Annotated in this window: 9 protein-coding genes and 1 tRNA gene; 3 read left to right on the top strand and 7 right to left on the bottom strand. The window is 68.8% G+C overall.

Going from position 1 to position 12,153, the window contains the following annotated elements; genetic code table 11:
- The first annotated feature begins 92 nt into the window (after positions 1-92).
- Both KZ820_RS14665 and KZ820_RS14660 read left to right on the top strand, forming a co-directional pair.
- Positions 93-2,588, top strand: coding sequence for a TonB-dependent receptor (locus tag KZ820_RS14665; RefSeq protein ID WP_219749355.1), 2,496 nt, complete (start codon positions 93-95; stop codon positions 2,586-2,588).
- A 120-nt stretch (positions 2,589-2,708) separates the two neighbouring features.
- Positions 2,709-4,547, top strand: coding sequence for a methyl-accepting chemotaxis protein (locus KZ820_RS14660; RefSeq protein ID WP_219749354.1), 1,839 nt, complete (start codon positions 2,709-2,711; stop codon positions 4,545-4,547).
- A 713-nt stretch (positions 4,548-5,260) separates the two neighbouring features.
- On the opposite strand, the gene KZ820_RS14655 is transcribed toward KZ820_RS14660, so the two are convergent.
- The 3 genes from KZ820_RS14655 to KZ820_RS14645 form a co-directional block, all read right to left on the bottom strand.
- The gene (locus KZ820_RS14655) at positions 5,261-6,709 is read right to left on the bottom strand and encodes a globin-coupled sensor protein (protein ID WP_219749353.1); all 1,449 of its coding nucleotides are present in this window, start codon (positions 6,707-6,709) and stop codon (positions 5,261-5,263) included.
- An 82-nt stretch (positions 6,710-6,791) separates the two neighbouring features.
- Positions 6,792-8,222 (bottom strand): methyl-accepting chemotaxis protein, encoded by a 1,431-nt coding sequence (locus tag KZ820_RS14650; protein WP_219749352.1) that lies wholly within the window; start codon positions 8,220-8,222, stop codon positions 6,792-6,794.
- Positions 8,223-8,551: 329 nt separating this feature from the next.
- Positions 8,552-8,628: transfer RNA gene (locus tag KZ820_RS14645), tRNA-Arg, on the bottom strand.
- Between the two features lie 58 nt (positions 8,629-8,686).
- Between KZ820_RS14645 and KZ820_RS14640 the strand changes: the two genes are divergently transcribed.
- The gene (locus KZ820_RS14640; protein WP_219749475.1) at positions 8,687-9,433 is read left to right on the top strand and encodes a queuosine precursor transporter; all 747 of its coding nucleotides are present in this window, start codon (positions 8,687-8,689) and stop codon (positions 9,431-9,433) included.
- Between the two features lie 30 nt (positions 9,434-9,463).
- On the opposite strand, the gene purQ is transcribed toward KZ820_RS14640, so the two are convergent.
- The 4 genes from purQ to KZ820_RS14620 all read right to left on the bottom strand — a co-directional run bounded on the left by purQ (position 9,464) and on the right by KZ820_RS14620 (position 12,150).
- A complete protein-coding gene (purQ, locus tag KZ820_RS14635; RefSeq protein ID WP_219749351.1) occupies positions 9,464-10,132 on the bottom strand; it encodes a phosphoribosylformylglycinamidine synthase subunit PurQ in 669 nt (222 codons plus the stop codon).
- On the bottom strand, positions 10,129-10,359 hold the full coding sequence (gene purS, locus KZ820_RS14630; protein ID WP_219749350.1) for a phosphoribosylformylglycinamidine synthase subunit PurS: 231 nt from the start codon (positions 10,357-10,359) through the stop codon (positions 10,129-10,131). Before purS ends, purQ begins: the two co-directional genes overlap by 4 nt.
- Before the next feature lie 61 nt (positions 10,360-10,420).
- Positions 10,421-11,200 carry a phosphoribosylaminoimidazolesuccinocarboxamide synthase gene (gene purC / locus KZ820_RS14625; RefSeq protein ID WP_132907417.1) on the bottom strand — a complete coding sequence of 260 codons (780 nt, stop codon included), beginning with the start codon at positions 11,198-11,200 and terminating at the stop codon, positions 10,421-10,423.
- 101 nt (positions 11,201-11,301) lie between these two features.
- Complete coding sequence (locus KZ820_RS14620) at positions 11,302-12,150, bottom strand: alpha/beta hydrolase (RefSeq protein ID WP_219749349.1); 849 nt, start codon at positions 12,148-12,150, stop codon at positions 11,302-11,304.
- Between the last annotated feature and the right edge of the window lie 3 nt (positions 12,151-12,153).

Raw genomic sequence — 12,153 nt, 5'->3', positions numbered from 1 at the left:
ATCCAAGATGCGAACTCGCCGTCCGTCTATCTCTCCTTTGTCGCCACCGATGCGCGAAGCGCCACGGTGCTGCGGTTCAGGGAGAAGAGATAGTGAGGATCATTCGGTTTTTATTTCTCACGACAGCCGCTTCGGCGCTGATGGTGCCGGCGTTGGTGACCGCCGAGGCGCCGCCGAGCGCGCCCAGCAACGATACGGTGAGCACCGGCGTGGCGCGCGCGCGCGACCCGCTGGACAGCGCTACCTCGACCAGCGTGCTCCACGAGGAGGATATCGAGCGGCTCGGCGCGCGCGGCGTGGGCGATCTGCTCCGCGACGTGCCCGGCCTGCGCTCCGACGCGGCCGGCGGCGAGGGCAATGGGACGCTGACGGTACGCGGCCTGCCCGCCGCCTCGAGCGGCGCAAAGTTCATCCAGGTACAGGAGGACGGCCTTCCCGTCCTGGAGTTCGGTGACATCTTCGGCGCCGCCGGGATCGATCTCGTGCGCACCGACCTGACCCTGTCGCAGGTCGAGGTGATCCGCGGCGGCTCGGCCTCCACCTTCGCGTCGAACTCGCCCGGCGGCGTGATCAATTTCATCTCGAAGACAGGCGAGGTGCAGGGCGGCGCGGTCGCGCTCAGCAGCGGTCTCGACTATCGCTCGTCGCGCGCGGACGTCACCTATGGCGGTCCGCTCGGTGACGGCTGGCGCTTCCAGGCCGGCGGCTTCTTCCGCCAGGGTCAGGGACCGCGCCGCACCGGCTATGATGCGCAGAGAGGGGGGCAGTTCAAGGTCAACGTCACCCATGATCTGGGCAGCGGTCACGTGCGCCTCTACGGCAAATATCTGAACGATCGCACGCCGTTCTACGACGTCGTGCCGTTCTTCTACGGCGGCACGGAGGACCGGCCGAAGCTGACCCGGATCAAGGGCTTCGACGCGCTGCACGACGCGCTCGCGTCGCGCTATCTGCGCGATTTCCTGCTGCTGGACCGACGCAACAATGTGATTTCCGCCGACCTGCGCGACGGGCAGCACCTGCGCGAGCGCGCCGTCGGCGTCGAGGCGCAGTTCGATCTCGGCGGCTGGCTGGTGCAGGAACGGCTGCGCTACTCGGGCGTGGACGGGGTCGTCACGGTGCCGTTCACCAGCGCCTATAGCGAGATCAACGACGGGGTCGACGAGATCACCAAGGCGTTCGATCGATCCGTCGGTGGCAGAGCCGTCTATGCCTCCGGTCCACTCAGCGGCCGGACGATCGTCTCGAGCCGTGCGAACCCGCTGAACGGCAACGGGCTCAGCGCCGCTGTCGTCATGCTCTACCTGCCGATCCACAGCTATGACGACGTGACCAATGAAGTGCGGATCAGCCGGCTCCTGGATGTCGGCACCGGCGAGCTGACGGTGACGGGCGGCCTCTACACCGCACGCCAGACGATCGATCGCGACTCAGCATGGGTGACGATGCTCACCGATCTGCGCGGCCACGGCAACTCGGCATTGACTGATGTCGTAGCGAACAGCGGAAGGCGCCTCACCGATCATGGCGTGCTCCTCTATCTGAACGCCTTCGATCCGCCGCTGCGCCGCTCCGTGCAGACGGACAATGCGATCAACGCGCCGTTCGCCTCGCTCAACTACCAGGTCGGCAAAATCTCGATCGGCGGCAGCGTCCGTTACGATCGAGGGAGTGCGGTCGGGCGAACCTGGGGGCCGGACGGCGCCGGGCGCTTGCCCGAGATCCCACTCGACATCAATCGCGACGGCAAAGTGTCGACGCCGGAGGAGAGGGTGCAGTCGACCGATGTCCTGGCGCCGGCGCCGGTCAACTATCGCTACCATTATCTCTCCTACTCGAGCGGCATCACCTATCGCGTGATCGAGCCGCTGGCCGTGTTCGCGCGCTACAGCCGTGGCGCGCGCACCCCCGCCACGCGCCTGCTGTTCCATGGCGAGCTCTACGCCGACGGTTCCCTGCGCGACGGATCGGCCGCGGTGAATAGTGTCCGCCAGGCCGAAGCAGGCGCGAAGTATCGCGGCGAGACAGTCGCGCTCAACGTCACCGGATTCTGGGCGACGACCTTCGACGACAATTATGACCAGATACGGGATCGGCCGATACAGCGTGACTATGTGGCAAAGGGGCTCGAACTGGAAGGCTCGTTGCACGTCGGCGTGATCGGTCTGCGCGGCGGAGCTACCTATACCGATGCCAAGATCGACAAGGACTATCTCAACCCGAGATTGAACGGCCACGTGCCGCGGGCGCAGCCCAAACTGCTATTCCAGGCCTCGCCCGAGATCGACCTGTCGCGAGTCGCATTCGGCGCCACCTTCATCGGCGCGACCAAGAGCTTCGCGCAGGAGGAGAACCGGCTGATCATACCGGCCTTCGTCACCACCAACGCGTTCCTGGAGGTGCGGCCCGCCGGTCGACTGCGCGTGATCGTCAATGCCAGCAACCTCTTCGACACCGTCGCGCTGGGCGGCCTCGACGCACCGTCGTCACCGTCCGCGGACAGCCAGGGCGTCGAAGGTACCCCGCTGGTCGGGGCGCGCCCGCTGACCGGGCGGACGATTTCGGCGACCGTGCGTCTCGATTTTTAACCAATTTGGGTCATCCCGCCGTCACGCGCGGGATGACCCCCGCCTCGCATCATAAAAAGGGGACGACCGAGTGAGGCAGCACGGCCGAGCGGACGAAGGGATCCTATGATGATCAGGGGAATGAGCATCCCCCGCAAGCTGGCGGTGTCGTTCTTCGTCATCATCGGCACCGCGGCGGTGATGCTCGCGGTGTTCTTCGCGAACGTCTGGATGATCCGCGACGCGACCGAGGACAACAACCGCGCGCAGACGATCTACGCCAAGGCGCTGACGCTCGAGACCTCGCTGCTGCGCGAGAACAGCCAGCTGCGCGGCTATCTGGTCACCGGCGAGAAGAGCTACCTCAAATCCTACGACGAGGCGCGCACGGAATATGATCGCGCTGCGGCCGAGCTCGGCCCGATGCTCACCGACCCGACCGAGCACCGCCTGTTCGAGACCGGGCGCGGCGAGGCGATGAAATGGCGTCGTGACTGGAGCGACCGGCTGGTCGCGATGGTCAAGGCCGGGAAGCGTGAGGCGGCCGAACAGGTGGTGCGCGACGCCGGCAAGGCGGTGCTGACCAGCGCGGCTATCCTGCCGCTGCGCGACGTGCGCGATCGCGAGACCGAGGCGATGCAGCGCAACGCCGCGCGGCAGGCGAACGCGCTCGGCCGCGCGACCGTGGCGCTGGTGATCGGCGGACTGGTGCTGATCGCGGTCGCGGTGGTGCTGGCGGTGATGCTCAGCCGCAGCATCGCGCGCCCGATCAGCGCGCTCACCAGACGGATGGCCGATCTGGCGAATGGCAAACTCGACGTCAGCGTGCCCGCCCATCGGCGCGACGAGCTGGGTGACATGGCGCGCGCCGTGATCGTCTTCCGCGACGCGGCGCGTGCCAAGCTGACCGCGGATACCGAGCGGGAGCAGGCGATGACCGCGATCGGCGAGGGTCTGCGCCGGCTGGCCCAGGCCGATCTGACCGCGCGGCTCACCGACGTGCCGCGCTCGTTCGAGCAGATCGCACACGACTTCAACGACGCTGTCGGCAAGCTGTCCGACCTCACCAAGAACGTGCGCGGCAGCGTCCACACGATCAAGCGCAACGCCGACGAGATCAGCCAATCGGCGCGCGCGCTCTCCGGGCGGAGCGAGCAGCAGGCCGCCAGCCTGCGCGAGACCGCCGCGGCGATGGACGAGATCACCGCGACCGTGCGCACCGGCGCGACCAACGCCGCCAACGCGAACAGTGCAATGGCCGAGGCGCGCAGCGAGGCGGAGCAGGGCGGGGCGGTGGTGCGCCAGTCGGTGCGGGCGATGAACGGAATCGATCAGGCGAGCCGCGAGATCGCCGACATCATCAGCGTGATCGACGGCATCGCCTTCCAGACCAACCTGCTGGCGCTGAATGCGGGAGTCGAGGCGGCGCGCGCGGGTGACGCCGGCAGGGGCTTCGCGGTCGTCGCGTCCGAGGTCCGCGCGCTGGCACAGCGATCCGCCGACGCTGCCTCGGACGTGAAGTCGCGCATCCTCTCGGCGATCGAGCACGTCCAGTCGGGGGTCGAACTGGTCGACGCCACCGGCAAGGCGCTCGATCGCATCATCGAGCGTGTGGTCAGCGTCAGTACGATCATGGGAACGATCGCGCGCTCGGCCGACGATCAGGCGCAGAGCCTCGGCCAGGTCAATATCGCCATCGCCGAGATGGACTCGGTGACCCAGCAGAACGCCGCCATGGTGGAGGAATCGACCGCGGCGTCGCAGATGCTCGCGCATGAGGCCGAGCAGCTGGCGGGTGCGGTCGCGATCTTCACGATCGAGCAGGCGGCCGCGCCGGGGCCGACGCGCGTCGCGCGAACGGCGAGCGCGCCGGCGCGCGAAACACGCCCCGTCGCCGCTTCGCGGCCGCCACGCGGTCCGATCCGTCTGGTGGCGAAGAGCGGGCCAATGCTGAAGGAGGACGATTGGTCGTCCTTCTGAGCGCGGTCGTCTGAGCGTGACGCGGCAGCACCGTCGCGAGTGGTGCGGTGCGTTGTTCCGGACGCGCCGGGGCGACGCGAAGCTGTGCGCCGCAGCATGTGAGGAGACAAAGGCGGCTCGCGCGTCAGTGCGCGTCCGCGTCCGGCAAGCCAAGCGGCCGGTCCGCTCTTGCTGCATGGTTCTTCCGGAGGGCGGGACCGTTCCCGGTCGGGCGCGTGCAGCGATGCTCGGAGATGGCACGCCGCTCGCTCGATGATGGTGACGTGCGGGGAGGAGGCAGATCCTCGACTGGTCGCGCTCGCCGGATTGTCACTCCGCCAGGATCGAACGCGCGGCGGACGGTGCGTGCCGACGTCTCGCCGGTGAGCGGCGCCAAGACCTTTCCCCAACACCACGTCGCGGCGCGCTCGCGGCGATCCCGATCGCGTCGGCGTCGGCTTCGTCACTCTGCGGCTCGCCCTCGGAGGCGCGACATCGCAGGCGAACCATGCCGGTGAGATGATGGATCGCAGTGGCAGAGCGCACCGACGGCGGTCGAACCAAGTGGATGGTGGAGCGGCGGGCGGCGGAGAGGGCTTCGTCGATTGCTATCGACCGTCGCTGCGCTCAGCGCCGCTCGGGCGTCGCTCCATGGATCATCGTCCCGCGACCGATGCGGCCGAGCGGCCGAGCGTCGCCGCGACCGCGCCTCCCGCAGCGGTGCCGACCCGCGATCAGGCCGCGCGGCGCTGGCTCGCCGCCGGCTGCGGCTGCCGCTCGACGGTTACCGACGCGCCCTCGTCCAGCCGGAAGGTCGAGACGCGACGGGTCAGTGCTTCCGCCTCCTCCGCCAGCCCGCGCGCGGCGGCGGTCGCCTGCTCGACCATCGCGGCGTTCTGCTGAGTCACACCGTCCATCTCGGCGACGGCCGTGTTGACCTGTTGCAACCCGATCGCCTGATGCTCGGCCGAGGTCGCGATCGCGCCGACCAGCGCGCTGATCTCGGCGATCCGAGCGATGATCCGCTCGAGCGCCTGACCGGTCTCGCTGACGAGCCCGACACCGGCATCGACCTGATCGGTGGAGGCGGTGATCTTGGTCTTGACGTCGCGCGCCGCGTCGGCCGAGCGCTGCGCGAGCGCGCGAACCTCGGAGGCGACCACGGCGAAGCCCTTACCGGCGTCGCCCGCGCGTGCCGCCTCGACGCCCGCGTTGAGCGCGAGCAGGTTGGTCTGGAAGGCGATGCCATCGATCACGCTGATGATGTCGCTGATCTCGTGCGAGGCGCGTTCGATCCCGCCCATCGCCTCGACCGCACGGCGCACCACGTCGCCCGACTGCTCGGCCTCGGCGCGCGTGTCGCGCACCACCGTGTTGGCGCGAGTCGCGCCGCTCGCCGTCTCGCGCACGGTGGCGGTGATCTGCTCCATCGCCGCCGCGGTCTCTTCCAGGCTGGCCGCCTGCTGCTCGGTGCGGCGCGACAGGTCGTCGGAGGCGAGGTTGATCTCACCCGAGCCGGTGGCGATGCGGCCCGCCGCTCCGGTCACCTCCACCAACGTGGCGCAGACGCGCCGCCGCATCGCCTCGAAGTCGCTCGCGAGTGCCTGATAGTCACCCGGCAGCGCGGCCAGCGGGGTGGCGAAGTCGCCGCGCGCGAGCGAGTCGAGTGCCCGACCGAGCTTGTCGGTCACGTCCTTGCGCGCGGCCTGCTCGGCCTGGAAGTAGGCTGCCAGTGCGACGTCCATGTCGAGCAAGGCGGTGCGCACCAGCAGCGCCGCGGCGGCGCGGCGGCGCGCGAACGGGCGCAGCGGCGACCAGCGCAGCAGCCGCGGTAGCAGATGATCGAGCACGCGGGCGTAGCTGCTGATATACCAGGTGGGCGATAGGCCGATCCGCGCGTGGACATGGCCGATCTGCGTGGCACGCGCCTCATAAAGCGTGTCAGGCTCGCCGCCGAACAACGCCTGCCAATGCTCGAGCTGCTTGGCGCGGGCGTGGTCCATCATGGCCTGCGAGCCGAACATCGCGGCGGCGGCCGGGTCGGCGCGGATCCTATCGTACAGCTGATCCAAGGCGGCGGGGGCGTGCGCGTCGATCGCGCGCCGGATCGCGGGGAAAAGCCGGTAGTGGGCGCGCGTGAAGCCGAAACGCGCGAGCTTGTCGGAGAAGGTAGGAACGGACATCGGGCCTCCGGGAAGTCTGCTGCCCGTCCCTAGCGATCTCGGGTTAACGATCTTTTGAGCATGGCGTTCGACCTGAGTCGAATCAGAACTCCGACCAGTCGTCCTGCGCGACCGCGAGCGCGGTACCGTTGGTGCCGGTCACGCTGCGCTGACGCGCGCCGCGCGCGATCTCGCGCCCGGCGCTGGCCGCGCGTGATTGCAGCTCATGGACCGGTGAGGCCGCGGCAACGATCGCGGTGGCAGGGCGGGTCTTGGTCAAGCGGAAGCGTGCCACCTGAGCCGCGAGCTGAGTGGCCTCGTCGGCCAGGCTACGCGCCGCCGCGGTGGCTTCCTCGACCATCGCGGCGTTCTGCTGGGTCACCCCGTCCATCTCGCTGACCGCGGTGTTGATCTGCTGTAGCCCGGTAGCCTGGTGCTTGGCCGAGTTGGCGATCGTCGCCACCAGCGTGCTGATCTCGCCGATACGCGCGATGATCCGCTCCAGCGCGCTGCCGGTCTCGCTGACGAGGCCGACTCCCGCGTCGACCTGCTCGGTTGAGGCGGTGATCTTGGCCTTGACGTCACGGGCGGCGTCGGCCGAGCGCTGCGCGAGCGCGCGCACCTCGCTTGCCACCACCGCGAAGCCCTTCCCCGCGTCACCCGCCCGCGCGGCCTCGACGCCGGCGTTGAGCGCCAGCAGGTTGGTCTGAAAGGCGATACCATCGATGACGCTGATGATCTCGCTGATCTCGTTGGAGGCGCGCTCGATCCCGCCCATCGCCTCGACCGCGCGACGGACGACGCCGCCGGAATGCTCGGCCTCCTCGCGCGCGCCGGTGACGGCACGATGCGCGCGATCGGCGCCGTCCGCGGTCTCGCGCACGGTGGAGGTGATCTCCTCCATCGCCGCGGCGGTTTCTTCCAGGCTGGCGGCCTGCTGCTCGGTGCGCTGCGAGAGCTCGTCCGACGCGCTGCGAATGTCCGCCGCGCCATTGTCGATGCCCTGGCTGGCCGCGGTCACCGCGCCGAGAACGTCCGACATCGCCTCCATCGCGCGATTGTAGTCGAGGCGGAGCCGATCGTAGTCGGCGTAGAAGGCGGTCTCGATACGATAGGTCAGATCGTTCGCGGCGAGCCGCTCGAGCCCTGTGCCGAGCGAGGTGACGACGACGCGCTGCGCCGCCGAGGACTCCTCGAGCGCGACGCCGTTGCGGCGAAACACATCCATCGCCTTTGTCATGCGGCCGACACAGTCGCCGTGATCGGTGTAGCGGATCGGCGTCGTGAAATCGCCCTTGGCGAGACCCTCCATGCGCACGACCGTGTCGACGTACGGATCACAGATCAGTTTGCGCGCGACGAGCGTCACGATCACGATAGCGGCCCAGGCTGCCCCCGCGACGCCGAGCAGACGCGTGTCCGCCGTTGCCCATGCCGTGGTCGCCACGGGGAGGGCGGCCAGCGCGCCGTAGGCGAGCAGCAGCGTGGTGAATTTCGTCCGGATCGGCGCCTGCGCCTTGAACCACTGAATCATAGGGCTTCCTTCCCACCTTTCCGGGTCGAACCGCGTGGCGGACCAACTTCTCCAAGCTGCCGGTATACCGAATCAACTAAACTTGGGTAAATGTTTCGCCTGATGGAACGAGGGCTCGATGAGCAAGATAAAGGCGGTGGGCCAGACCAAATATAGTTGGTCCGTGCTGACCCAAAGTGGCCACGCCGACAAGAATCCCCGGTGCTATTCCAAAAAATACGTAGGAACTCGGGGTTATCTTGATACAGGCTAAGCGTAGCAAATGTCGAAGTTAGTGAATGTGCGGGTAACCACGGCAACTCACTAAAGTTGATCAAGAAACCGGAAGGTGGCGCGCCCGGAGGGATTCGAACCCCCGACCAAGGAGGTAGAAGCTCCTTGCTCTATCCAACTGAGCTACGGGCGCCCGCCGTCCCGCCTAGCGCGGATTGAAGGCGGAAGGAATGGCCGGCATGATCGCGCTCATGGCCGAGCCCTCGCGCACTCCGCCGCCGACCGACGCCGCGCGCGTCGCCGCGGCGCATTTCCGCTACTATGACCTGGTGATGGCGGCGTTCGTCGCGATCCTGCTGCTGTCGAACGTGCTCGGCGCAGGCAAGGTCGCGCGGGTGGCGCTGCCCGGGATCGGCGACTGGCCGTTCGGCGCGGGGATCCTGTTCTTTCCGGTGAGCTATATCATCGGCGACGTGCTGACCGAGGTGTACGGCTATGCGCATGCGCGGCGCGTGATCTGGGTCGGCTTCGCGGCCACCGTCTTCATGGCGGCGATGGCCTGGGTGGTGGTGGCGCTGCCGCCCGCGCCCGACTGGGGCAACCAGGCCGCCTATGAGGCGGTGTTCGGCCAGGTGCCGCGGATCGTCTTCGCCAGCATGTGCGCCTTCTGGGCGGGCGAGTTCGTCAATTCCTACGTGCTCGCGCGAATGAAGGTGATGACCGAGGGGCGCCACCTCTGGATGCGCACGATCGGCTCGACGATCGCGGGGCAGGGGGTGGACAGCCTGATCTTCTACCCGCTCGCCTTCCTCGGCGCGCCGGGTTGGACGCCGCACCTGGTGGTGGTCGTGCTGTTCACGCAATGGGCGCTGAAGACGGGCTGGGAGGCGGCACTGACGCCGGTGACCTATCTGGTGGTCGGCTGGCTCAAGCGCGTCGAAGGCGTCGACGTCTACGACCGCGACACGAACTTCACGCCCTTCCGCGCACGGGTGTAAGCCGGCTCACCCGCCGGCGAGCGGTGCGGCTCAGGCGCCGACCGCCTCCAGCAGCCCCTCGAACAGCCGCCGCCCGTCGTCGCCGCCGTGCGCCGGCTCGACCCGACGCTCGGGGTGCGGCATCAGGCCGAGCACGTTGCCCTGCGCGCTGAGCACGCCCGCGATGTCGCGCGCGCTGCCGTTGACCGGCTCGGCATAGCGGAAGGCGACTCGCCCCTCGCCCTCGAGCCGGTCGAGCGTGTCGGCGTCGGCGACGTAATTGCCGTCGTGGTGCGCCACCGGGAAGACGACGCGCTCGCCCGCGGCGTAGCGGCTGGTGAAGGCGCTCTGCGCATTGTCGACTGCGAGGGTCACGTCGCGACAGACGAAGTTGAGCCCGGCGTTGCGCATCAGCGCGCCCGGCAGCAGCCCCGCCTCGGTGAGCACCTGGAAGCCGTTGCACACGCCCAGCACCGGCAGGCCGCGCTCGGCGCCGCTCGCCACCGCGCGCATGATCGGTGAGCGCGCCGCCATCGCGCCCGAGCGCAGATAATCGCCGTAGGAGAAGCCACCCGGCACCGCGACCAGGCCGACGCCCTCGGGCAGCTCGGTGTCGCGATGCCACACCATCGCCGGCGCGCGCCCGGTCACCCGCTCCAGCGCGACCGCGATGTCGCGATCGCAGTTCGAGCCCGGGAAGACGATGACCGCGGTCTTCACGCGCGCTCGATCCGGTAGTTCTCGATCACGGTGTTGGCGAGCAGCTGGCGGCACATCGAGTCGACGTCCGCGTCGGACGTGCCCTCGGCGACGTCGAGCTCGATCAGCTTGCCGACGCGCGCGCCGGCGACGCCCTGGAAGCCGAGGCCCGCGAGCGCGTGCTCGATCGCCTTGCCCTGGGGGTCGAGCACGCCGGGCTTGAGTGTGACATGGATGCGCAGTTTCATGGTCGCGCGCTATGCCGCGGTGCGCCGCGCGGGGCAACCTCCGACCGCGGCGCGGACGCGATCACTTGCCGCGTCGCTTGCGATGGCTCTCCATGTCGAGCACCGCGGTCTCGCCGCCCTCGGGGAACAGGCCGAGCCGGCGCGCGACCTCCTGATAGGCCTCGACCTCGCCGCCGAGGTCGCGGCGGAAGCGATCCTTGTCGAGCTTCTCGTTCGACTCCATGTCCCACAGCCGGCAGCCATCGGGGCTGATCTCGTCCGCCAGAATGATGCGGCTGTAATCATTGTCCCAGATGCGGCCGAACTCCAGCTTGAAGTCGACCAGCCGGATGCCAACCCCGGCAAACAGGCCGCTGAGGAAGTCGTTCACGCGGATCGCCAGGTCGGCGATGTCGTGCATCTCATCCTGGCTGGCCCAGCCAAAGGCGGCGATATGCTCGTCCGAGATCATCGGATCGCCGAGCGCGTCGTCCTTGTAATAATATTCGAGGATCGTGCGCGGCAGCTTGACGCCCTCCTCGATCCCGAGCCGCTTCGAGAGCGAGCCCGCGGCGACGTTGCGCACCACCACCTCGATCGGGACGATCTCGACCTGGCGGATCAGTTGCTCGCGCATGTTGAGGCGGCGGATGAAGTGGGTCGGCACGCCGATATGGTCGAGCAACGTGAAGATGTGCTCGCTGATGCGGTTGTTGAGCACGCCCTTGCCGTTGATCGTGCCCTTCTTCTGGGCGTTGAACGCGGTGGCGTCGTCCTTGAAATATTGGATCAGCGTGCCGGGCTCGGGACCCTCGTAGAGGATCTTCGCCTTGCCCTCGTAGATCTGCCGCCGCCGTGCCATCGCTCACCCTCGGAAAAGGAGCGCCCCGGCGGAGCAGGTCGCGCGGCCGGGGCGGGAATCATGCGGCCTATAGGGGAAGGGCGGGGTGGCTGCAAATCGCCTTAGCGGGCGAAGGCGCGCGCGAGCAGCCGCTTGGTCTCGGCCCAGGCGGGGGTGTCGGGTGCGACCAGCTCGACATGGCCCGTCGCCGGTACGGTGTGGAGCGTGGCTCGATCCCCCGCCGCCATGGCGCGTGCGACATAGTCGGTGGCGAGTCGATAGGGGATGATGCGGTCCTCGCGCCCGTTGACGAGGTCCTGCGCCACGCCGAGCGGCAGCAGACGCGGCACCGACGTGTCGGCATAGAGATCGGCGCGGCCGCCGCCGACCAGCCGCGTGACCACCTCGGTGCCGCAGCCATTGTCGGGGCTGGCGGCGGTCGCCTCCAGGTCGGGCAGGCCGCCGAGGCTGATGACGTGCGCGATCGGCAACGGGTCGGCGCGGCGCAGCGGGCTGTCCGCGGGAAGGCGGGTGCGCCCCGCCAGCCACAGCGCGAGATGGCCGCCGGCGGAATGACCGAGCGCGACGACATGGCGCAGGTCGAGCCCGAGCGCCGGTCCTTCGGCGCGCAGCAGGTCGGTCGCCGCGGCGGCGTCGGCGAAGGTGCCGGGATAGCCGCCGCCGGCACGGTCGACGCCGCGATAGTCGATGTTCCACACCGCATAGCCCGCGCGGCGCAGGTCGTCGGCGACCCAGTCCATTAGCCGCCGGTCGGCGATCCCGGTCTGCCAGCAGCCGCCGTGGACCATCAGCACGGTGCGATACGGCCGCGCGCCGCCGCTCGGCAGCCATACGTCCACCTTCTGCATCGCGTCGTCGCCGTAAGAGAGCGTGCGGTCGGGCGACGGGCGCGGTCGCGCGGTCAGGTCGGCCCAGGTGAGCATTCGGTGCGGTGCGATCGGGGCGGTCATGGG

The organism is Sphingomonas citri (genome assembly GCF_019429485.1).
Taxonomy (GTDB): domain Bacteria; phylum Pseudomonadota; class Alphaproteobacteria; order Sphingomonadales; family Sphingomonadaceae; genus Sphingomonas; species Sphingomonas citri.
The sequence above is the reverse complement of the archived record's forward strand: the minus strand, read 5'-3'. Positions and strand labels throughout refer to the sequence as shown.